Raw genomic sequence first — 21115 nt, 5'->3', positions numbered from 1 at the left:
GCCACATCTGTTTGCGAACTCTTCGCCCATCTTCGGCGACGTGTTCCTGGCGCCTCCCGGTGTGGGGATGCGCGAGGGCGCGACGGAAGCGGTCGCTCGCCGACGCGGAGAAGGCGGATCCGGTTCGCCGGCCGTGCTTCGATGACAATCTTCACGCCATGCCTGGGCGCCTGCTGACAGTGGTGTCCAATCCCGGGAGGCAGGCCGAGATCATGCATCCATGGCGGCGGCGCCTTCTTGCGACCGGGTGGCGATCGATGTCTCATCGATTGCCACATTCGCGTTTGACAACCCTGACGGATACTCCTTCTGCTCTTTTGAAAGGTTGCGAATTTTTCTATAAATTATCCAAGATCTTAAATTTTTGCGCATCATGGGGGCCGCTTTTCCGATGCAGCATTTCGACAAGGGACACCTGCCCGAGCCCGGTCCTCATTATGCCGACCATTTGGCCATCCAGGCCGTCGTGATCTGTCGCGTGGCCATGGAAACAATCGTAATCGGAATTATTCTATTTGGATTGTTGGAATTATTAAAGATTTAATCGCGCGTCATCTTCAATTTTAGAATGATGTACTTAAGATGCTTGGTTTCCCGCGAGCAGGATCGGGGATGGAAGGTCGGTTGGCTTAGCGTCGCGACTCATGGGCGTCGCAGGCCTTCGAGACGCGAATGCCTCGCAGGCTTCGATCCTGCCGCCGTGCTTGTGCCTGTGGCGACTGGTCCTGGACTGGCCGCCTCTGCATCCTCACACCGAACCACGATCTGCGGTCCTTGCTGGTGCATCTCCGGCGCTCGACCCGTTGCAGCGTCTCAAGCGACTGCTTTGAGCCATGGAACGTGCCGTTTCGAGAACGAATGGCATCGCTGTCGCCATCTTGAAGGATAAGCATCTCAACGACGAGGGGATGGGAAATATTCGTCCGCAAAGGCGGGGAAATTCAAAAAACTGTTTTCTTGCGGAGAAGTAAAGCATCTCGGTAAGACACCGGGGTCGGTCGGTGCCTATGCTTGGTCAAGCCGCAGATCCGCAGGAGCTGCCTGGATCTGTGTGGGCTTCATCTTGTAATAAGCTCGCACCGGACGTGCTTTCCTCACCCTGGAGACGAAGATGAATCACGACACTCCGGGCGGAGCATCCCCCTCGCGCCGGACGATTCTGCGTGCCGGCTTAGGAGTGGCAGCGAGCCTGTCGCTCGGATCGCCGGCGGTGCACGCCGCCGAGCGCACCGTCCGCCTGAGCTACCAGCGCTCCTCGACCCTGCTCACCATCCTGAAGGCGAAGGGCACCCTGGACGAGCGTCTGAAGCCCCTTGGCTTCGCGCCGTCCTGGCATCTGTTCACCAGCGTGATCGAGCCGATGAATGCGGGGGCCGTCGATCTGCACGCGGACGTGGCGGATGCCATCCCGATCTTCACTCAGGCCGCCAACGCTCAGCTCACCTTCTACGCGCGCGAGATCGGTGTTCCTTCCGCCGAGGCGATCATCGTACCGGCCGAATCGCCCATCCGCTCCATCGCCGACCTGAAGGGCCGGACGGTCGGCGTATCGCGTGGGTCGGGCTGCCATTTCATCCTGGCGGCGGCGCTGAAGAAGGCCGGTCTCGGCTTCCCCGATATCAAGCCGGCCTATCTCCAGGCGCCCGAGGGGCTCGTCGCGTTCAACCAGGGCAGTCTCGATGCCTGGGTCATCTGGGACCCCTTTCTTGCCATCGCGCAGTCCAAGCGGCCGGTGCGCGTGCTGGCCGACGCCACCGGCCTGTCGAGCTATCACCGCTATTTCCTCGCCAACGACCGTTTCGTGGCCGAGAACCCGCAGGTCGTCGCCACGGTCTACGAGGCCCTGAAGGAAGCCGGCCGGTGGGCGAAGGCCGAGCCGGACGCCGCGGTGGCACTGCTGGCCCCGATCTGGGGCGACCTGTCCCCCGACATCGTCGCGACGGTGAACCGCCGCCGGACCTACGAAGTCACTCCCGTGACCCGTGCCGAACTCGGCGAGCAGCAGGAGATCGCCAATACGTTCTATGAGGCCAAGCTGATCCCCCGCAAGCTCGACGCCACCGGGGTGGCGATCTGGCAGCCGCCCGCCGCGCGGGCGGGGTGACGCGCATGAGCGATGCGCCCCGCTTCGGGATCTGGGCGGCCGTCCACGGCTCGCGCGCGTCCCACCACGATCCGGACGAGCCGGACGATGCCAGCTGGACCCGTAACCGGGCCCTGGTGCTGGAGGCCGAGGCGTTGGGCTTCGACTCGGTCCTGGTGGCCCAGCACACGGCGAATCCCTATGACGACGAGCGCGACCAGCTGGAGGCCTGGACCGCCTCCGCTGCGCTGGCCGCCCTGACCCGCCGCATCGAGATCATCGCGGCGATCAAGCCGGGGCTCTACCACCCGGTCGTGCTCGCCAAGATGGCCCTGCAGATCGAGCATGTGAGCGAGGGTCGCTTCGCCCTCAACCTCGTGAATGCCTGGAACAAGGCCGAGTTCGAGCGGGCGGGCATGCCCTTCCCGGCCCATGACGACCGCTACGCCTATGGCCGGGAATGGATCGGCCTCGTGGACCGGCTCATGCGGGGCGAACGCGTGACCCATGCGGGCCGGCATTTCCATGTCGAGGATTACCAGTTGCGCCCGGTCGGGACCTTTCGGCCACGGCCGACGGTCTATCTCGGCGGCGAATCCGAGCCGGCCCGCGCCCTGGCAGCGGAGCGGGCGGATGTCTGGTTCATCAACGGACAGCCGCTCGACGATGTCAGGGCCCTGATCGCGGATGTCGCGCGCCGGCCCGCCGCCAACGGGCCGCTGCGCTACGGCCTCTCCGCCTTCGTGATCGCCCGTGAGACGGATGCCGAGGCTGAGGCCGAGCATGCCCGGCTCCTCGTCCTGGCGCGGCGCGACGAGGGGCTACGGAATGCCACGAGGGCCCGTACCGACGCCGCCAGCGTGATGTTCGCCAAGACCGATGCGGCGGCGACCCATCATGTCGGCACCAATGGCGGCACGGCGGCCGGGCTCGTCGGCAGCTACGAGACCGTCGCCGCGCGCATCCGCGCCTTTCATGACGCCGGCATCGACCTGTTCATGCTGCAATTCCAGCCGTTCGAGGCCGAGATGCGGCGCTTTGCGAAGGAGATCCTGCCGCGCGTGCGGTGAGCCCGCGACACGAAGGATCAAGCCCGGTGGCATCGACTGCCCCGGATCGCCGTCGCGATGCCCCCTTTTGCATGAGGCCGATCATCTATATATTAGGAGGTCAAGCAGGAGGATCTCACCGTGCCAAAGGTTTCACAGGCGCAGGCCAAGCTGAACCGGCAACGGGTGGTCGAGGTCGCCGCGGCCATGTTCCGCGAGCGCGGACTGCATGGCGTCGGCGTCGCCGACATCATGGCCTCGGCGGGCCTGACGCATGGCGGTTTCTATGGCCAGTTCGCCAGCAAGGAGGCGCTGGCGGTCGAGGCTTTCGACTTGGCCGCCAACCAGAACTGGCGCCCTGACGATCTCGACGGATGGATGGCGGGTTACCTGACTCTCGGCCACGTTCGGAACCCGGGCCTCGGCTGTCCACTGGCGTGTCTGGCCAATGACGTGTCGCGTGAAGCGCCGGGTTCTCCGCTGCGGGCGCGGTTCCTTCACGGGGCCCGAGACCTGATCGAGCGCATGACCGGCCTGCTTCCCGCGGCCCTGGCGAAGCGGCGGCGCCAGCGGGCCTTGGCGAGCCTGTCGCTCATGATCGGAGCCGTCGCCCTGGCCCGCGCCATCGACGACGATGAGCTCAGCGAGGAGGTGCTGGCGGCGGCCCGCGGCGTCCTGACCACGGGCAAGGTCGGCTGAGGAGCGAGGTTCAGCCCTTCCAGGCCTTGAGCGCCGCGAAGGGGCTAGAGGCCGGATCGGGCTGGGGCGGGTTGAGCACCGGCTCCACCTGGGAGACGGCATCGGCCAGGGAGAAGGCCGATCCGGCATTCAGCTTGCCGCCGGCCGCATCCTTGTGGCCACCGCCACGGAACTTGCGCGCACCGTCCAGCGCCGTTTCGTTGTTCGAGCGGAACGACAGCGAGCCCGTGCGCTGGACATTGACGACGCGGGTCGCCCTGCCGCTCTCCATCACGAGGTCGGACACGCGCTGGAACATGCCCGAATCGAGGCCGAAGGACAGCATCGTCCCATCCGAGAGTCGCTGGAACAGGGCATCCGACCGGGCGAGCGCCCTGGCCATCCGCATGCGGGTGGTGAGGGTCGGGTCGTCCTGAGGCTCGTCGGCCAGGAGCGTATCCACGAGGCGACGCCGGGTCGCGGCGATCTCGGCCTCGACGCGGGCCGGCGATGCCCCCTCGCGCAACAGGGCTGAGACCGCCCGCAGCAGCGCGCTGATGAAGCGGTCATGCCAGGGATGGCCCACCGGGATCAGGGTCGCGACGTTGTCCCAGAAGATCTCATCCAGGGCGAGGCCGCCCCGGAAGGTCGGGCGCTCCTTCTTCCATAGATCGAGGGCGTCGACGGCGGCGACAAGCGTCTCGAGTTCCTCGGTCGTCCCGGCCTCCACCTCACGCGAGGCGTAGAGCTCCCGATGCTCGTAGGCGAGGCGGGTGGCACAGCGGTCCTCGTCGATGAGGACGATCACGTTCGGGTCGGAGAGTTCGACCTTGGTGAGGCCGGGTCTCTCCGGCACGGGCGCGAGGGTGAGGCCCTGGTCGCGCAGCTGGTCGAGGGAGGAGGCATGGTGGTCGAGCACGATCAGCCGGTGCCGCGCGGCCTCGTCGCGACGCAGGTTCATGGAAGTGAACCGGGTGATGAAGGTGACGGCCACGGCCTCCAGGCCGAGATCCGTCATGATCAGGCATTCGGGCGCCTGGGCGCGGGAGAGCCGCTTCAATTCCGCGTCGACCACCGGGCCGACATCGGCATAGCGCGGGATATGGACGATCCGCGACACGTCGAGGAAGGCACCGACGATGGTCGAGGCTCCGTAGCCGTCGAGGTCGTGGTGGGTCAGCTGGGTGACGGTCAAGGTTCGTCCTCGTGGCTCGGGTCTTCCGCTCGCCTTATGGGCCAGACGGGCGGGCTCGGCGAGCCATACCACCGGGGATCGGGTAAAATTCCCCGGCGGCGGCGGGTTACGCCGCGCGGCGCGGAATTTCCGGCTCCTGCCGGGCGAGGGGCGCGGCCTCCGCCTGCATCCATTCCGCCCGCTGGCGCGGCAGGGCACCGGGATATTCCGTCTGCAGGAAGAAGATCATCTTCTCGCGCACCTCGCAGCGCAGGTCCCATGCCTGCGGAGCGTTGCGGGCGCTCACCAGCATGCGGATCTCGATGACGCTCTCCCTGGCGTCCGAGACCTGGAGATTGACGACGTTGCGGTCCCAAAGACGCGACTGCGCCGCGATCTCGGAAAGCTTCGCCCGCATCGCCTCCACCGGCGCGCGGTGATCGACATAGAGGAAGACGCTGCCGATGAGCGAGGCGCCCTCGCGGGTCCAGTTCTGGAAGGGCTTCTGGATGAAGTAGGTCAGCGGCAGGACGAGGCGGCGCCAGTCCCAGAGCCGGATGACCACATAGGTGGAGTTGATCTCCTCGACCCAGCCCCACTCGTTCTCCACGATCACCGCATCCTCGATTCGGATCGGCTGCGTGATCGCGATCTGGATGCCCGCCACGAGGTTCGAGAGGACGGGCTGCATTGCGAGACCCAGGATCAGCCCCGCCGCCCCGGCCGAGGCGAGCAGGCTGACGCCGTACTGCCGGACCGGCTCGAAGGTCATCAGCGCGATGGAGATGGTCAGCAGCGCGACGAGCGTCACGCCGGCGCGTTCCAGAATTCGCATCTGGGTGAAGTGCTTGCGCGCAAGAAGGTTGTCCTCCGCGTCGAGCTTGAACCGGCGCAGGTAGATCACCGTCGCGATATGCAGCGCGGTGGCGCAGCACCAGCCGGCCAGCGCCACGAGCGCGACGACGAGGATCTGGTTGAGGACGATCCGCACGTCCCATGAGAGGGGTGCGGCAGACGACGCCGCCGTGACGGAAACGATCAGCAGCGCGAGACGGCTCGGCCCATGCGTCCGCGAGACCAGGGAGCGCCAGAACAGGCTCCGATCCGCCACCGCGCGCTGCATGGCGCGGAACACCACGCCATGCAGCGGGAGGACCACGGCACAGCACCCGGCGACGAGAGCGAGGGTCTGCGTCCACCAGGGCAGCCAAGTGAGCCAGCGGATCGCATCGCCTGCGAGCGATTGGATGATCGGCATCGGACCTCCTGTATCAGCAGGGCCAATGATCCCGTTGGATGGCGGTTCCGCGCCGCACGGGCAGCCCCGTGCGGTGCACAACCGTGCGATACCGAAGGGACATTCGAGGCCGGAAATTCATATTTCCGCTCGATTTCAGGCGGCGCGATCGATGTCCCTACGCGCCGCGTCGAGGCGCATAAAACCGTTAGGATTCGTGAATCGGTCGGTCCGGCCTTCATCATCCCCGCGCGGGGAACCGTTCTCGTTCAGCATCCATCCAGATTTGTAAATGTAGTGTGGATCTACGGCTCAGCTTGATCTGGCTGTGCTTCCGCATAAGATGTCTTTCAACACATCGAATCGCGCGAGAGACGCTGCTTTTACAAGCTTAAAGGTTTCTGAATACATTTTTCAGAACGCGTTAAAGCGCTCGTCACTAGGACCGACACCGACATAACGGTGGAGAACCATGACGATCGACGCCAGCGATATCCACAGCCCTTTCGAGGTGCTGGACGTGGGGAAACGGGTCCCCCGTGACCACGCCTGCGGCGGCGAAGCGTCGTCTGCGGAAGCGGAAGCCATGGCCGGCCCCGGTCTGGGCGTCGCACAAGTCGGCATGGACCGATCGGGCATGGACCGAGCCGGCATGGACACGGAGTCCCGGCGCCGGATCGGCCGAAACCTCCGCATTCTCTACGGCAACGTCCTGGATCTGCCGCTCCCCGACCGTTTCGAGACCCTTCTCGCCGAACTCGCGGCCAAGCCTGCTTCGCGGGAGACCTCATGATGAGCTGCCATACCCATCCCGTCGGTACGCCCTCGGGCGCCGATACCGAGATGCGTGAGCTTCTGCTCGGTGCGATTCCGGCCCTGAGAGCGTTCGCCTATTCGTTGACCTACGATCTCGATCGCAGCGACGACCTCGTTCAAGACACGCTGGTCCGTGCCTGGACCAAGGCGGACAGCTTCACGCGGGGCACGAACCTGACGGCCTGGCTGTTCACCATCCTGCGCAACCTGTTCTATTCCGAGCAACGCAAGCGCAAGCGCGAGGTGGAGGATGCCGACGGCGTCCATGCCGCGCGGCTCACCAGCCTGCCCGAGCAGGAGATCCGGGTGGAGATGCGGGAGTTCCAGGCCGCCCTCGACCTGCTGCCGCTGAGCCAGCGCGAGGCCCTCGTCCTCGTCGGCGCGCAGAGCTTCACCTACGAGGAGGCCGCCGAGATCTGCGGTGTCGCCGTGGGAACGATGAAAAGCCGTGTCAGCCGCGCCCGTGGCCGGCTGATCGAAACACTGGGCATGAACGGCACCGAGGATATCGGGGCCGACGCACTCACACGGGCGGCCTTGGGCGGTGCCTGATCCTGCCCGCGCCGCAAAACGCGGTTCCTGATAGCGGGCCTCGATGACGTCTTCTCATCGAGGCCCGGCTGCGCGAGTGAGCGGCAGTGGACACTCGCGCGCCTCGTTGAGGCTTGGTCTTACTTGCATTCCTCGCGGGCGCGCTTCATCGCGTCACCGAAGCCCGCCAACGCGTATTCGTCGCTGGTGGAGGTGCCGCGCATGGACGTCGTCTTGACCTGAACCTTGGCCAGTTTGGCCATCTCGCCGACGAGGCGGGCCTCTTCGGACGGGTTCTGAAGCCAGGCATTCTCGTCCTTCACGACCAAGCCGTATTGCGAACTGCCGAGGCTGAGGATCGGATCGGAGGCGGCCGTGGCATTGGCCTTTGCCTGGCTGGCGGCCGGCTTGGGCGGGAAGCCGAACATGACCGCGACCTCGTTCTGCACGTTGTCACCCTTGCGGATGGTGACGAACAAGTAGGCGGTGTCGCGTTTGAGCGTTTTCGGTGTGCGGGCCTGGGGTTGAGCGATGGCGTAGCAGGTGCGTGATTTGCCCTGGCCGTTGGCGAAGACGTTCCAGTCCCCGAAGATGGCGACCGGCGTCGCCTGCTGCATGCCCGGCGCGCTGACCGCTTTCTTCTTCTCTCGCCCGCGCCCCCGTGATTTGGCCGGAGCCTCGGCTGCGGTGGCGGCCTCCTGCTGCGCCAGTGCCGGCGAGGGAGCGGTGAGAGAGGCCGGGCCGAGGGTCGCCAGGACAGCCGCCGAGGCGCTGACGGCGAGGAGGCGGCGGAGAGGATGCTGCATCGTGTTCAGGTTCTCGAATACGAAAGAAGGCCCGCCGACAGCGTGGAGGGCAAATCTGCGCCGCGAAGGACGGACTGGCAGCCAAAGCGGCTGTCCCGACACAGGCTGTAAAATTGTGCGGAATTGCGGCGAGACGCCATCAGTCGTTCACGCCGGGCCGGATCGACCGGCAGCTCCGCGCGAATGGGGTCGGCGCGTTGGGACGATTCAGGCCGGGTGCGCCTCCGGTGCGAAGGTCGGTCCCGCGAGGATGGCGCCCATTGCCATCTCCACCCGCGGCGGCTCGGCGATGGCCGACAGATCGGCGATCGAGGCTGCCATATGCGGTGCGGTGGCATTGGCTTCCATCACGTCGCGGACGGGCAGGGCGCGGGGCTTCGGGTCGTTGTAGGGCGTGTTGTAGCATTTGCGGATCGATGCCCAGAACGCAGCCCGATCCGCCTCAGGCAGGCGGGCCAGAACGGTATCGATCAGCGTGGTGGCTTCCGCCGCGAGGGCGGCGGTGTCTTCGGGATTCATCCAACTCTCGACGGGCATCGACATCTCCGGCGTGCGTGGGTCCGAGCTTTAGGCAGGATCACATAGCTCGACCGTGAACGCATCCGCTCCGGCCGAGCTTTTTTGTCGCCCTGTGAATCACGCTGTCGCGGCTGGCGCGTCGAGCAGCGCCAGCCAGCGTGTGGCCTGCGTCCTCACGTTGTCCGGCGCGGTGCCGCCATAGCTGGTGCGGCTGGAAACGGAGTTTTCCACGCCCAGCACCGCATAGACCGCATCGGTGATCCTCGGCTCGGCTGCCTGCATCTCGGACAACGCCAATTCCTCCAGCCCGATCCCCTTGGCGGATGCAGCGCCGACGAGGCGGCCGGTGACGTGATGCGCCTCGCGGAACGGCAGGCCGAGTTCGCGCACCAGCCAATCGGCGAGGTCCGTGGCGGTGGCGTAGCCGGAGCCGGCGGCGCGGGCGAGCACCTCGGCATTGGGCTCCAGGTCGCGGACCATGCCGGTCATGGCGGCCAGACACAGGGAGAGCGCCTGCAGCGCGTCGAACGTGCCTTCCTTGTCCTCCTGCATGTCCTTCGAATAGGCCAGCGGCAGGCCCTTCATCACGATGAGCAGGCCGGTCAGCGCGCCGATGACGCGGCCGGACTTGGCGCGGACGAGCTCGGCCGCATCTGGGTTGCGCTTCTGTGGCATGATCGACGAGCCGGTCGTGTAGCCGTCCGACAATTTCACGAAGTTGAACTGGGCCGAGGTCCAGACCACGAGTTCCTCGGCGAAGCGCGACAGGTGCACGGCGCAGATCGAGGCGGCGGAGAGCGATTCCAGGGCGAAGTCGCGGTCGGCTACCGAGTCGAGGGAGTTGGCGGTGGGCCGGTCGAACCCGAGCGCCGCCGCCGTGGCGTGCCGGTCGATGGGGAAGGAGGTGCCGGCCAGCGCCGCGGCTCCGAGCGGGCACTCGTTGAGCCGCGCGCGGGCATCGCGGAACCGGCCACGGTCGCGGGCCAGCATCTCCACATAGGCCAGGCAATGGTGCCCGAACGTGACGGGCTGGGCCGATTGCAGATGGGTGAATCCCGGCATCACCGTAGCGGCGTGCGCCAGCGCCTTCTCGGCCAGAGCCCGCTGCAGGCCGGTGGCCTGCTCGTCAAGGTTGTCGAGGGTGTCGCGCACCCAGAGCTTCATGTCAGTGGCGACTTGGTCGTTGCGCGAGCGGGCCGTGTGCAGGCGCCCGGCCGCGGGGCCGACGATCTCGGTGAGCCGGCTCTCGACCGACATGTGGATGTCCTCGAGCTCGCGCTTGAAGACGAAGCCGCCGCCCTCGATTTCCGCGCGCACGGCCTTGAGACCGTCCTCGATCGCTGCCACATCGGCCAATGGCAGGATGCCCGCCTTGCCCAGCATCGCCACATGCGCCAGCGAGCCGCGGATGTCCTGGGGTGCGAGGCGCTTGTCGAATCCGATGGAGGCGTTGATCTCCTCCATGATCTCGGCGGGGCCGCTCGCGAAGCGCCCGCCCCACATCCGGTTGCTCATGTCGACACTGTTCCTCTCGGCCGCCCCATCCACCCGTCGGGCGACGCAACGATGATGCCCGGAGCCAAGGCGACCCTGGCTGCGGGAGCCGTCGTCGCCGTCCTGATCGCGGGCGGTCTCGCCGTATACGGGACGCGTCCGACCGGCGGCAACAGCGAGGCGGTGGCAGAACCGTGCCGTGGTGCCGTGGAGACGATCGCGCGCATCGCGCCCCATGCCCGTGGCGAGGTGGCGGCCATGGAAGTCTCCAAGGTTCCGCGCGCCGCGCCGGACCTCGTGTTCAAGGGGCCGGACGGCGCCGACCGGACGCTCGCCCAGTTGCAGGGGCGGCTCGCGCTGGTGAATCTGTGGGCGACATGGTGCGCGCCCTGCAAGGCCGAGATGCCGGCCCTCGACCGGCTCGAGCAGATGCTGGGGGGGACGGACTTCACCGTCGCGGCGATCAACGTGGACACGCGCAATCTCGAGAAGCCGCCGCAATGGCTGAAGGAGAATGGGATCACGAACCTCGCTTACTATGCCGATCCCGGCGGGCGGGTGCTGCCGGCCATGCAGAAGGCGACCGGTTCGCTCGGCCTGCCCACGACGATGCTGGTGGACGCCAAGGGCTGTATCCTCGGCGTGATGAAAGGACCGGCCGATTGGGGCAGCGAGGATGCCAAGCGGCTGATACGCAGGGCGCTCGGCCGCGCGCCGGATTGAACTCAGGCCGAGATGAGACAAGGCCGAGGTGAGACCGAACTGAGCGCCCGATCATGACGTCGGCTGATGCTCCGCTCTTATCAGTGTTGGCTCCCTGCAGCCTCGGCCCCGTTCAATCCAAGAACGGACATTGAACGACCAAGCAATCACTGGTGGCGAAGGGGCGATCGGTGATTACTGGAGTTACGGTATGTTAATAAGCTCAGTGTTCCCTAGAATCGAGAATTTCAAGGGCGCTGCTGCGATGTTGTTGAGATCGGTATCCGTTCAGACAAGGCTTGTAGCCAGCTTCGGGGTTATATTTTTATTATCCCTTTTGCTCGCAGGGGCATCACTATATTTCCTTCACTCAGTCAACGATATCGGGCGGGAAATTCGGGACGATCACCTGCCGAACACCGAGATGCTCGGCAAGATCCAGGTTCTTGCCCTGCGGCAGCGGGTGAGCGGCGGGCGTCTGATCAATGCAGATACGCCAGAGCTACGCGCCAGCGCTGCCGCCACGGTCAAACTGCGTGCCGATGAGATGCGCGACGTCCAGGCCGCCTACATGCCTCGCTTGGACACGGACGAGGAGAGGGCGCTGTACAAGGCGTTCGAGACTCAATGGGTCGCTTACTCGACGTTGCAGGACACCATCATCATGCAGGCGCAAACCGGGAACCTGGCCGAGGCCCAGCGCACCTACAACACGACCATGTCGACGGGTATGAGCGCGGTGCTGGCCGAGCTTCAGAAGCTCGTCACCTACGAAGCGCGCGCCGCGCGCGAGAGCGGCACTCATGCGCAGACGGCTTATGACGGTGCCGTGATGGCGACCATCGTCCTCGTCGCCATCGCCGCACTCATGGCCTCGGGGGCCGCCATCATGCTGGTTATCACCGTGATCCGCCCCCTGCGCCGGATGACCTCGGCAATGGATGTTCTCGCTCGGGGGGGCACGGACATCGACGTCCCCGGCGTCGATCGCATGGACGAAGTGGGCGCGATGGCAAAATCTGTCCTGGTGTTCAAGGACAACATCATCCGCACCCGTGCCCTGGAGGCGGAGACCGAAGCCGCGCGCGCCGGCGCCGAGGCCCAGCGCAGGGCGGTCATGCTCGACATGGCCGATCGGTTCGAGGCCGCGGTCGGCGGCATCGCCACTCAGGTCAGCGCCGCCGCCACGGAGTTGCAGGCCACGGCGGGCAGCATGAGTGCCACGGCCACGATGACCGCCCGACGCTCCGGTAATGCCGCGGCCGCGGCGGACACGGCCGCCGCCAACGTCACCACGGTGGCCTCCGCCGCCGAGGAGCTCGGCTCGTCGGTCCAGGAGATCGGCCGCCAGATGCAAGGCTCCGCCAGCCTGTCCCAGCGTGCCGTCAGCGAAGCGGCCGAGACCGCCGCGCTCGTTCGCGATCTCAGCGAGTCCACCGCCCGCATCGGCGATGTGGTGTCCCTGATCTCGACGATCGCGGGCCAGACCAATCTGCTCGCGCTGAATGCCACCATCGAGGCTGCGCGCGCGGGCGAGGCGGGGAGGGGCTTTGCGGTGGTCGCCTCAGAAGTGAAGGCACTGGCGAACCAGACCGCCAAGGCCACCGAGGAGATCACCGGCCAGATTGCACGCGTCCAGGCTTCCACCGGCATGGCGGTCTCGGCGATTGCCGGCATCACCCAGCGCATCCGTGAGATCGACGACGTGTCCGCTTCCATCGCTGCGGCCGTGGAGGAGCAGGGTGCGGCGACCCAGGAGATCGTCCGCAACGTCACCGAAGCCTCGGCCGGGACCAGGGAGGTCACCCACAACGTCAGTGCCGTGGCCTCGGCCGCCGAGGAGACGGGGGCCGCCTCGGCCCAGGTTCTCGCCTCGGCCTCGGAATTGTCACTGCAGTTCAACCAGCTCGATACCGCGATGTCGCAATTCCTCTCCACGGTCCGGGCCGCATGACAGCGGGCGCCTGATCCGCCGCAAACCTTTCCGGTCCTGGATCATTATGCCTTCGTCGCATCGGGATCGGCAGGTGCGGTGGCACGGCGGCTCTCGTCCGCGACGGCTGGGAGTGAGAACGATGCGCCTCGTCGGAATCTTCATGGCGGGGCTCCTCGGCCTCACGCCCGCCTGCGCCGCCGAGGCGCCGGCCTATCTCCTCGTCGGCCTCGATGGAAAAACCTTCTTCCTGCCCGAAGGCGGCCGGAACGGCCCCAATGGACGCGATGCGCTGGCCATCGTCGATGTGAGCGACGAGGCCCGCCCCCGCCTCGCCCATGTCCTGCCTCTCGACAATTCCGTCTACGGGCCGCCCACCAACCTGCAGATCACCCCGGACGGACGGCTCGGGCTGATGGCGAGTTCGGTTCTCATGCGGCAGGAGGGCGAGGCCTGGTACGCGCAGGCGGACGACCGGCTCCACGTGATCGACCTCCTCGCGAACCCGCCGCGTCTGGTGGAGACCATCCGCGTCGGGCGCCAGCCCTCGGGCCTCGCCATCGCGCGAACAGGCGATGTCGCCTTCGTGGCCAACCGCGAGGGCCGCAGCGTCACGATCCTCGCCATTACGGGCACCAGCGTGCGGGTGGCCTCCACCGTGGATGTGGGCGACGAGGCGGCGGCTTTGGCCATCGCCCCGGACGGGCGCCGCGCGTTCGTGGCCAAGAACAAGGCCGCCAAGGTGGGTGTCCTCGCCCTCGACGGCGCCAAAGCCACCTACGATTCGGCCCTCGACCTTCCCGTCGGTGCCGGCATCTATGGCCTGGAGGTCACGCCCGACGGGCGTTTGGCGCTCGCCGCCAATACCGGCCCCGAGCCCAGCGACGGGCACGCCGACAGCGTCAGCGTGATCCGAGCCGATGCGCCACGCCCGGTGGTGACCGATCACCTCGGCATCGGCGATACGCCCGAAACCCTGACGATCTCGCCCGATGGCCGGCACGCGGCGGTGGCCGTGGTGCGCGGATCGAGCGCTCCGGCGAGCGGCCCCGGCTACACCCCGACCGGGGCGGTGGCGCTGCTCACCATCGATCCGTCGGGGCTCGTCCGCCGCACGGGAGAGGCCGAGGCGGGGGCGGTGACGCAAGGCATCGCCTTCAGTCCATCGGGATTGCATATCTATATCGGCAATTACGTGGACCGAACCATCGGCGTCTACCGCATCGACGGAGATGCGGTTCACGATACGGGGTTCAGGCTGAGTCTTCCCGGCCAACCGGCCTCGATGCGGGGGCGGGCCGGACAGTAACACCGGGACTGCCGTGTGCGGCTCACCTTGCCTGCGCGACCCGATACGGAGAACCAGCCGGTCGGACGAGATTAATCCCCGTATCGCCGGTGATTTAATTCTGGAACCCGTCTGATTTGTCACCGGTTTTTCGGGTTCGATACAGAGAGAGGCGCGCAAGCCGAAAGCACAGGCTGTGCTGGCACGCCGCCGACACGATGCGGGGAGGAATGATGCGAGATCGATACGAGGGTTCAGAGCGATCGAGACGTCACGGTCGCATCATCGCCGTTGCTCTCGGTCTGTCGTTCCTTGTCGGCCTGTCTGGAGCACGGGCCGCCGTCACCGGAACGGGGGGCGGACCTGAAACCACCGTCACGGCGCCTCATACGTCGACCACGGGCCAGACCGTTCCGCCGGGTGCGGCCGGCGCCCCCATCGTCGATCCGAACGAGCGGACCGACCGGCAGAAGCAGTTGGACCGCGTCCTGAACGGGATCTGCCGGGGCTGTTGATCCGAGAGGATCAGGCCCGGCGCAGGCGCAGGCCGAAGGCCCGTAGGGTTCCCAGCAGCAAGGCGGCGTAGACGAGGGCACCGACGAGCCCGAGAAGCCCGAGCACCACGATCTCGCGGAAATGCGGCAGGGCCGGTAACGACCGTTCCACAATCGGCAGGCCGTAGATCGCCGTGGCGGCGAGGGCGGCGCAGGCGACGACCACGCCGATCATTGTGATGCCGAGGCCCCGGCTTGGTGCCGTCCAACCCCGGCGCCAGGCAAGCCCCACGAGGAGCGCAAGGTTCAGCCATTGGCCGATGGCGGTGGCGAGCGCCAGTCCGGTCACGCCGTAGGGGCCGGTGAGCACGATCTTGAGCGCGACGTTGAGGGCGATGGAGGCGAGCGAGGCGATGAGCGGCGTCATCGTGTCCTGGCGTGCGTAGAAACTCGCCACCGCGCTGCGCACCAGCACCACGGCGGGCAGGGCGAGGCCGTAGGCGGCGAGTACCGAAGCGGCGCGGGCGGCATCCTCGGCGCTGAACGCTCCGCGCTGGAACAGCGCCGTCATCATCAGGCCCGGCAGGGTGAGGAAGGCGATGGTGAAGGGGGCCGACAGGGCCAGCGAGAAGCCCGCCGCCCGGTTCTGCGCCGCATGCGCCCCCGCAACGTCGCCCTTGGCGATCCGCCGGCTCATCTCCGGAAGCAGCACCGTTCCCGCCGCGATGGCGATGACGCCGAAGGGCAGCTGGTACAGCCGGTCGGCGTAGTAGAGGGCCGAGACCGCTCCAGTGGGCAGGAAACTCGCGATGATCGTGTCGGCGAAGGAGGCGATCTGGAAGCCGGCCGCGCCGATCACCGCCGGACCGAGCACCTTGAAGAACCGCGTCATCGCCGGATCGCGCAAGGTCGGCCTCCCCAATTCCGGCGCGATGCCCGCGCGCCGGCAGGCGAGCCAGACGAGGCCGAATTGCAGCACGCCCGAGACGGAGACGCCCCAGGCGGCGGCATAGGCGGCGTTCGGGAAGAACCCCGCCAGCGCCAGGGCCACCAGCATCGACAGGTTGAGGAGAACCGGCGCTCCCGCCGCCACGGCGAAGCGGCGATGGGCATTGAGGATGCCCGACAGCAGGGTCACCAGGGTGATGAACAGGAGATAGGGAAAGGTGATCCGCGTCAGCGCGACGGCGAGATCGAAGCGCAGGGGATCGTCCGAGAAGCCCGGCGCCAGGGCCCGCACCACCCAGGGCATCGCCGACCACGCGAGGGCGAGCAGCACGATCTGCGTCAGTAGCAGAAGGGTGAAGACGCGGGTGGCGAAGCGCCTGGCCGCGCCTTCCTCGCCGGTCTCCGAAAGGCCGGCATAGGCCGGGACGAAAGCGGTGTTGAACGCCCCCTCGCCGAAGATGGCGCGGAAATGGTTCGGCAGGCGGAAGGCGACGACGAAGGCGTCTGCCACCGGCCCCGCCCCGAGCACGGCCGCCATCACCACGTCGCGGGCAAAGCCGGTGACGCGGGAGACCAGCGTCCAGCCGCCGACGGAGAGGATGCTGCGGATCATGATGGGATCGACCTCGACGTCGCGATCCCTCCCCCCTTTGCGGGGGAGGGTGGCCCGCGAAGCGGGTCGGGAGAGGGGAGCGCGTTATCCGGAGGGGCCGCCCCCTCACCCGCCTGCTCCGCAGGCACCCTCTCCCGCAGAGGGGAGAGGGATCGGACGCGGGTCCGACAAGGCGGACGCGACGGCGCCGCGGATCGGGAGTCCCGCGGCGCCGGAATCGAAAAGACTTACTTGGACGCTTCGCCGTAGAGCTTCTCGACGTATTCCCAGTTCACCAGGTTCTCGATGAACGCCTTGAGGTAGTCGGGACGGCGGTTGCGGTAGTCGATGTAGTAGGAGTGCTCCCACACGTCGACGCCGAGGATCGGCTTGGCGCCGTGGACCAGCGGGTTCTCGCCGTTGGGGGTCTTCAGGATCGCGAGCTTGCCGTCCTTGACCGCGAGCCAGGCCCAGCCCGAGCCGAACTGGCTGACACCCGCCTGAATGAAGTCCGCCTTGAACTTGTCGAAGCCGCCGAGATCCTCGTCGATCTTCGCGGCCAGGGCCGCCGGGGCCGCGCCGCCGCCATTGGGCTTCATCCAGTTCCAGAAATGGAGGTGGTTGAAGTGCTGGCCGGCATTGTTGAACAGCGGCTGGTTGGTGCCGTAGGACGCCGTGACGATCTCCTCGACGGTCTTGCCTTCGAGACCCGTGCCTTCGAGCAGCTTGTTGCCGGTATCGACATAGGCCTTGTGGTGCTTGTCGTGGTGGAACTCGAGGGTCTCCTTCGACATGTAGGGGCCGAGCGCGTCGTAGGCGTAGGGCAGTTCGGGCAGGGTGAAGGTCATCGGCAGGTCTCCCGGGTCTGGTGGCACAGGATGGCGGGTCTCGCTCCGAGGGATGCGAGGGTCGCGCCGTCATCCGGCCAACGCGTTCGTACCTAAGTCGCTCCTCCGCCAAGGGCAACGGGCGTCCGGCATCGCACGGTGAGCGGGGACCTCCCTGCTTATCGATTTTGCAAAAGCCGGGCCGGGCCTTACTGTGTGCGCCGCACTTCCGATGTGCGGGCGTTGTTTAGAGAGTTCCATGATCCTCGCGCTGTTCGCGCTTGCCGTCGTCATGATCGTCGGCGGCATCGCCTCCGTCGTCCAGGGCTTCCCCTATGTCAGGCTGGAAAGCGGATGGACGATGACCATCGCGGGGGCCGCCACGGCGTCGTCCGGCGCGCTCCTCCTCGGCCTTGCCGTGGTCGCCACCTACCTGAAGCGCCTGGAGCGGGTCCTTTTGGAGCAGGCGGCCGGGCTCGGCGTCGATCCTTCGGTGTTCGAGGCACGGGGCCGGATCGAGCCGCCGGAGCTCGGCGCGGCCGATGGCGCGGAGGAGCCGGTCTCCCCCGGGCGGCAGCGCCCGAGCGCGGTGGGGCTCGCCGAGCCGAGGCTCCCATCGCCGCCCCATTTCGCCGACGAGGCCGCGCCCGCATTGCCCCTCGGCAGCGACCCGGCATCGCCCATCCTGCCGGATCTCCTGCCCGAACCGCCGCCTCCCCCCGAAGAGGATGCCCGGCAGAATTCGATCCGCGCGGTCGAGCCCGAGTCCGCACCGGCGCGCCGGATCAAGCCGAACAAGCCACCTCGGGCGGTCAAGCCGACGGCCATGGTCGATACGGTCATTCCGGCACCGGAGCCCGCGCCCATCGTCGCGGACGCATCCCCCGCGCCTGTCGCAGTGCCGCCATCGCCGCCCCGCGAGGCCGATCGGGAGGAGCCCCTGGGCCTGCGATCGTCCGTCGTGGATGAGCCGGAGACTGCGCCGGAGCCCGTGCCCGCCCCGCCGCCGCCGCCCGAGGAAGCCGATCCGGCCGCGAGCCCCGCCAAGGGCGGTCTTGCGGTGGTGGGCACCTACGCGTCCGGTGGCAACACCTACGTGATGTACTCGAACGGCTCCATTGAGGCGGATACGCCGCGCGGCCAGTTCACCTTCGATTCCCTCGACGAGCTCAAGGCCTTCGTCGAGGCGGGCGGCGAAGACGGGGCTGCGCGCGGAGCGGCGTGACATCCGGTCAGGCCAAGGGGTTCAGCCCCTCGGTCCGGGCGGGCAGCGGCGCCGTCATGGTCAGGCGGAACCCTTCGGGCGGATAGCTCGCAGCGATGTCGGCGCGGACCTGGGCCGTGAGCACGCGCTGTAGCAGGCGTGAGCCGAAACCCTGGCGGGTCGGCGGCCGCACCGGCGGCCCATCGGATTCCGACCATTCGAGATGCAGCGTCTTGCCGCCTGCATCCTCCATGACGCTCCAGGTGATGGCGACCCGTCCCTCCTGCGTCGAGAGCGCGCCGTGTTTCGCCGCGTTGGTGGTCAGCTCGTGGATCGCCATGCCGATCGGGACCGCGATCTCGGAGGCGAGGTCCACCGGCGGCCCGTCGAGTGCGATGCGCTTGGTACCCGGCCCGTCCGACGCACCGTCGCCATAGGGCCTGAGCTCGTTCTCGAGAAGGTTGCGCAGGGACGCGGTCTGCCAGGTATCTTCGGTGAGGACCGAATGGGTATGGGCCAGCGACATGATCCGCCCCACGAAAGCCTCGTAGAAGCTCTCGATGCTCGACGCGGTGCGGGCGGTCGAGCCGACGATGGCCTGGACGGTCGCCAGCGTGTTCTTCACCCGGTGGTGCAATTCACGGATCAGTAGCGCCTGCCGCTCCTCGGCGATCCTGCGCTCGGTGACGTCGGCGACGACGCCGATGAGGCGGCGGGGAAGGCGATGGGGGGCATCGCTCTCGAAGCGCCCGGCCATGTCGATGATGCGCCACGCACCGTCATGCGCGCGCTGGATTCGGCCGCTGGCCTGTAGCGTGGAATCCTCGCGCAAAGCCGTCGAGATCGCTTGGCGGAATGCGGGCCGGTCATCAGGATGGAGGACGGTGCTGAGGAATTCGCGCTTGCCCAGAGCTCCCTCTTCGGGGTGTCGCCCGAAGATCGCGAACATGCGCTCGTTCTCCCAGACGGCTTGGTCGTCCAGCATGTGCCATTCGAAAATGCCGAGTTCGGCCAGCGACGTGGCGATACGCAGGCGCTCCTCGCTCTCGCGGAGGGCGTCGCGCGCCTCCACCCGCGTCGTCACATCCTGCAGTACGCCGACGACGATTCCGGACCGGCCGCCCACGGCACCGATCGCCTGCCCCCTGGCGCTGATCCGGATCTCGACGTCGTCGCCCGCCCGACGCAGGCGGGCTTCGATGGCGAAGGGAGTGCCGTCGCTCATCGCGGCGCGGACGGTCGTCTTCACTCTTTCCACTTCGGGCGCGTCCATCAGCTCGGCGACCTGCGGCCAGGTCAGCGACGTGCCGGGCGGGAAGCCGAGGATATGGGCCGCGCGCCGCGACACCCTGAGGAGCCCGTCGGCCAAATCGATCCGCCATTCTCCGAGCCCGGCGGCGGTAAGGGCGGCGCGGTTCTCCTCCGAGCGCACGATATCGTCGGCATCGACCCGTTCCACCACGAAGGTGTGGAAGACGCCCTCGTTCGTGGCTGAGGATGGCCGGATACGGACGTCCAGGGGGGTGCCGCTCTCGGTGGTCCAGCGCCGGATGCCGGCGGAGAGCAGGCCGGAATCGTCGCCCAACACACTGACGGGCCGGCCTGCCAGGTCTCCAGTCTCGTATCCCAGAAGGTTAGTCAGGAACCGGTTGGCATCGTAGATGCGATTCGTGGCGTGATCGACAATCACCAGGCCGATCCCGGCCTCCTCGAAGCCGCGCCGATATGGGTCGGCCGGGGAGCGCGCATCCCCAAGCACTGGCGATCCTCGATCAGATCCGCTGCCCACTCCGCACCCTCACTCGGCGGCGCCCCTGGACTCGTATGGGGCACAAGACTCGCTCCGGTAGCCCCGGATGCTCGTTGCCACGGTATCTGAAGACGCAACGCTCTGCGCCGCAAGGGCTTACGACGAAAAAGCTGTGCCGGAGCGCACCCGTCACCGGTGGCCGAATTTCGATCGCGCCCGAGCTCGGCGCGGCCGCATCGCTCCCGACCGATCAGCCGACGCGACGAAATTCCAGGTAGGTCGGGCCCCGGCCCGCCGCGATTGCCTTGGCTTCGTAGCGGGTGCCGGGCCATTCCGCGAAGGGGCGTTTCCAGTCGGTGGCGGCTTCGGCGGTCCAGCTGAGAGCGTCGCAACGCGCGGCGCGGACCAGGGTCCAGCCGGCATAATCGTCGATGTCGCTGGCGAAGCGGAAGACGCCGCCGGGCTTCAGGACCCGGGCAATCTCGGCCAGTGTCTCGTCCGAGACGAACCGCCGCTTGCGTTGGCGGCGCTTCGGCCAGGGATCGGGATAGAGCAGGTAGACGCGGGCGAGGCTCGCATCGGGAATGGCGGCGAGGAGCCGAGTGGCATCCTCGTCCCAGATCCGGACATTGCCGAGGTCGCCATCATCGACGGCCCGCAGCAGCTTGACGACGCCGTTGACGAAAGGCTCCGCGCCGATGATGCCGACCTGCGGGTAAAGCGCGGCCTGGGCGGCGAGATGCTCGCCGCCGCCGAACCCGATTTCCAGCCAGACCTCGTCGACCGGATCTGGAAAGAGCGCGGGCAGATCGAGCCTCGCGCCTGCTTTCGGCAACGCCACGCGCAGGCGCGGCAGCAGTTCGGCCAGCCGCTGCTCTTGTCCGGCACGCAGGCGCTTGCCTTTGCGCCGGCCGTAGAAGGCGCGGTCCGCGCCCTCGCCTCCGGCCCCGCCCTCGTCGGGCGGGAGATCATCCCGCCCGTACGTCACGG

General features: G+C 67.3%; 20 protein-coding genes. 10 read left to right on the top strand and 10 right to left on the bottom strand.

The genetic code is table 11. From position 1 onward, the window contains the following. Window positions 1-210 precede the first annotated feature (210 nt). Complete coding sequence (locus RQI43_RS16885) at window positions 211-375, bottom strand: hypothetical protein (RefSeq protein ID WP_311275901.1); 165 nt, start codon at window positions 373-375, stop codon at window positions 211-213. 736 nt (window positions 376-1111) lie between these two features. On the opposite strand from RQI43_RS16885, the gene RQI43_RS16880 reads away from it, so the two are divergent. The 3 genes from RQI43_RS16880 (at window position 1112) to RQI43_RS16870 (ending at window position 3831) form a co-directional block, all read left to right on the top strand. Continuing rightward, on the top strand, window positions 1112-2104 hold the full coding sequence (locus RQI43_RS16880) for an ABC transporter substrate-binding protein (protein WP_311275900.1): 993 nt from the start codon (window positions 1112-1114) through the stop codon (window positions 2102-2104). A 5-nt stretch (window positions 2105-2109) separates the two neighbouring features. Beyond that, the gene (locus RQI43_RS16875; RefSeq protein ID WP_311275899.1) at window positions 2110-3153 is read left to right on the top strand and encodes an LLM class flavin-dependent oxidoreductase; all 1044 of its coding nucleotides are present in this window, start codon (window positions 2110-2112) and stop codon (window positions 3151-3153) included. Between the two features lie 120 nt (window positions 3154-3273). Beyond that, entirely contained in the window at window positions 3274-3831 is a 558-nt protein-coding gene (locus RQI43_RS16870; protein WP_311275898.1) for a TetR/AcrR family transcriptional regulator, read from the top strand. 10 nt (window positions 3832-3841) lie between these two features. On the opposite strand, the gene RQI43_RS16865 is transcribed toward RQI43_RS16870, so the two are convergent. Further along, the gene (locus RQI43_RS16865) at window positions 3842-5005 is read right to left on the bottom strand and encodes a dimethylmenaquinone methyltransferase (RefSeq protein ID WP_311275897.1); all 1164 of its coding nucleotides are present in this window, start codon (window positions 5003-5005) and stop codon (window positions 3842-3844) included. Between the two features lie 106 nt (window positions 5006-5111). Further along, complete coding sequence (locus RQI43_RS16860) at window positions 5112-6242, bottom strand: mechanosensitive ion channel domain-containing protein (protein ID WP_311275896.1); 1131 nt, start codon at window positions 6240-6242, stop codon at window positions 5112-5114. 451 nt (window positions 6243-6693) lie between these two features. Here RQI43_RS16860 and RQI43_RS16855 point away from each other — a divergent pair, with 451 nt between their 5' ends. Further along, window positions 6694-7014 carry a NepR family anti-sigma factor gene (locus tag RQI43_RS16855; RefSeq protein WP_311275895.1) on the top strand — a complete coding sequence of 107 codons (321 nt, stop codon included), beginning with the start codon at window positions 6694-6696 and terminating at the stop codon, window positions 7012-7014. Then, complete coding sequence (locus tag RQI43_RS16850) at window positions 7014-7589, top strand: sigma-70 family RNA polymerase sigma factor (protein WP_207413911.1); 576 nt, start codon at window positions 7014-7016, stop codon at window positions 7587-7589. Before RQI43_RS16855 ends, RQI43_RS16850 begins: the two co-directional genes overlap by 1 nt. Window positions 7590-7708: 119 nt before the next feature. Here the strand turns inward: RQI43_RS16850 and RQI43_RS16845 are convergent, their stop codons facing one another. From RQI43_RS16845 to argH, 3 genes are all read right to left on the bottom strand, one after another. Continuing rightward, complete coding sequence (locus RQI43_RS16845; RefSeq protein ID WP_056427996.1) at window positions 7709-8374, bottom strand: hypothetical protein; 666 nt, start codon at window positions 8372-8374, stop codon at window positions 7709-7711. Window positions 8375-8581: 207 nt separating this feature from the next. Continuing rightward, on the bottom strand, window positions 8582-8893 hold the full coding sequence (locus tag RQI43_RS16840; protein ID WP_311275894.1) for a hypothetical protein: 312 nt from the start codon (window positions 8891-8893) through the stop codon (window positions 8582-8584). Between the two features lie 117 nt (window positions 8894-9010). Further along, complete coding sequence (gene argH, locus RQI43_RS16835; RefSeq protein ID WP_311275893.1) at window positions 9011-10408, bottom strand: argininosuccinate lyase; 1398 nt, start codon at window positions 10406-10408, stop codon at window positions 9011-9013. Window positions 10409-10462: 54 nt separating this feature from the next. Here argH and tlpA point away from each other — a divergent pair, with 54 nt between their 5' ends. The 4 genes from tlpA (at window position 10463) to RQI43_RS16815 (ending at window position 14825) form a co-directional block, all read left to right on the top strand. Then, window positions 10463-11110, top strand: coding sequence for a thiol:disulfide interchange protein TlpA (gene tlpA, locus RQI43_RS16830; RefSeq protein WP_056427988.1), 648 nt, complete (start codon window positions 10463-10465; stop codon window positions 11108-11110). 244 nt (window positions 11111-11354) lie between these two features. Further along, a complete protein-coding gene (locus RQI43_RS16825) occupies window positions 11355-13043 on the top strand; it encodes a methyl-accepting chemotaxis protein (RefSeq protein WP_311275892.1) in 1689 nt (562 codons plus the stop codon). Between the two features lie 121 nt (window positions 13044-13164). Further along, window positions 13165-14331: a YncE family protein gene (locus RQI43_RS16820; RefSeq protein WP_311275891.1), complete on the top strand. Its 1167-nt coding sequence runs from the start codon at window positions 13165-13167 to the stop codon at window positions 14329-14331. A gap of 209 nt (window positions 14332-14540) precedes the next feature. Beyond that, complete coding sequence (locus RQI43_RS16815) at window positions 14541-14825, top strand: hypothetical protein (RefSeq protein ID WP_311275890.1); 285 nt, start codon at window positions 14541-14543, stop codon at window positions 14823-14825. 10 nt (window positions 14826-14835) lie between these two features. Here the strand turns inward: RQI43_RS16815 and murJ are convergent, their stop codons facing one another. Together murJ and RQI43_RS16805 are read right to left on the bottom strand one after the other, a co-directional pair. Continuing rightward, window positions 14836-16365: a murein biosynthesis integral membrane protein MurJ gene (murJ, locus tag RQI43_RS16810; protein WP_311275889.1), complete on the bottom strand. Its 1530-nt coding sequence runs from the start codon at window positions 16363-16365 to the stop codon at window positions 14836-14838. 227 nt (window positions 16366-16592) lie between these two features. Then, window positions 16593-17192: a superoxide dismutase gene (locus tag RQI43_RS16805; RefSeq protein ID WP_018041792.1), complete on the bottom strand. Its 600-nt coding sequence runs from the start codon at window positions 17190-17192 to the stop codon at window positions 16593-16595. A gap of 238 nt (window positions 17193-17430) precedes the next feature. On the opposite strand from RQI43_RS16805, the gene RQI43_RS16800 reads away from it, so the two are divergent. Beyond that, a complete protein-coding gene (locus RQI43_RS16800; RefSeq protein WP_311275888.1) occupies window positions 17431-18396 on the top strand; it encodes a hypothetical protein in 966 nt (321 codons plus the stop codon). Window positions 18397-18403: 7 nt separating this feature from the next. On the opposite strand, the gene RQI43_RS16795 is transcribed toward RQI43_RS16800, so the two are convergent. Then, window positions 18404-20164: a sensor histidine kinase gene (locus RQI43_RS16795; RefSeq protein ID WP_405030644.1), complete on the bottom strand. Its 1761-nt coding sequence runs from the start codon at window positions 20162-20164 to the stop codon at window positions 18404-18406. A gap of 211 nt (window positions 20165-20375) precedes the next feature. Next, entirely contained in the window at window positions 20376-21113 is a 738-nt protein-coding gene (locus tag RQI43_RS16790) for a tRNA (guanine(46)-N(7))-methyltransferase TrmB (RefSeq protein WP_311275886.1), read from the bottom strand. Between the last annotated feature and the right edge of the window lie 2 nt (window positions 21114-21115).

It is taken from the genome of Methylobacterium sp. WCS2018Hpa-22, from assembly GCF_031843785.1.
Lineage (GTDB): Bacteria > Pseudomonadota > Alphaproteobacteria > Rhizobiales > Beijerinckiaceae > Methylobacterium.
This window is presented reverse-complemented; position numbering and strand designations above follow the sequence as displayed.

Coding starts and splice junctions, on each gene's coding strand:
- argH (WP_311275893.1), bottom strand. CDS start 10,408: ATGAGCAACCGGATGTGGGGCGGGCGCTTCGCGAGCGGCCCCGCCGAG.
- RQI43_RS16860 (WP_311275896.1), bottom strand. CDS start 6,242: ATGCCGATCATCCAATCGCTCGCAGGCGATGCGATCCGCTGGCTCACT.
- RQI43_RS16840 (WP_311275894.1), bottom strand. CDS start 8,893: ATGAATCCCGAAGACACCGCCGCCCTCGCGGCGGAAGCCACCACGCTG.
- RQI43_RS16820 (WP_311275891.1), top strand. CDS start 13,165: ATGCGCCTCGTCGGAATCTTCATGGCGGGGCTCCTCGGCCTCACGCCC.
- RQI43_RS16815 (WP_311275890.1), top strand. CDS start 14,541: ATGATGCGAGATCGATACGAGGGTTCAGAGCGATCGAGACGTCACGGT.
- RQI43_RS16850 (WP_207413911.1), top strand. CDS start 7,014: ATGAGCTGCCATACCCATCCCGTCGGTACGCCCTCGGGCGCCGATACC.
- RQI43_RS16825 (WP_311275892.1), top strand. CDS start 11,355: ATGTTGTTGAGATCGGTATCCGTTCAGACAAGGCTTGTAGCCAGCTTC.
- RQI43_RS16800 (WP_311275888.1), top strand. CDS start 17,431: ATGATCCTCGCGCTGTTCGCGCTTGCCGTCGTCATGATCGTCGGCGGC.
- RQI43_RS16875 (WP_311275899.1), top strand. CDS start 2,110: ATGAGCGATGCGCCCCGCTTCGGGATCTGGGCGGCCGTCCACGGCTCG.
- tlpA (WP_056427988.1), top strand. CDS start 10,463: ATGCCCGGAGCCAAGGCGACCCTGGCTGCGGGAGCCGTCGTCGCCGTC.
- RQI43_RS16855 (WP_311275895.1), top strand. CDS start 6,694: ATGACGATCGACGCCAGCGATATCCACAGCCCTTTCGAGGTGCTGGAC.
- RQI43_RS16845 (WP_056427996.1), bottom strand. CDS start 8,374: ATGCAGCATCCTCTCCGCCGCCTCCTCGCCGTCAGCGCCTCGGCGGCT.
- RQI43_RS16805 (WP_018041792.1), bottom strand. CDS start 17,192: ATGACCTTCACCCTGCCCGAACTGCCCTACGCCTACGACGCGCTCGGC.
- RQI43_RS16885 (WP_311275901.1), bottom strand. CDS start 375: ATGATGCGCAAAAATTTAAGATCTTGGATAATTTATAGAAAAATTCGC.
- RQI43_RS16880 (WP_311275900.1), top strand. CDS start 1,112: ATGAATCACGACACTCCGGGCGGAGCATCCCCCTCGCGCCGGACGATT.
- murJ (WP_311275889.1), bottom strand. CDS start 16,365: ATGATCCGCAGCATCCTCTCCGTCGGCGGCTGGACGCTGGTCTCCCGC.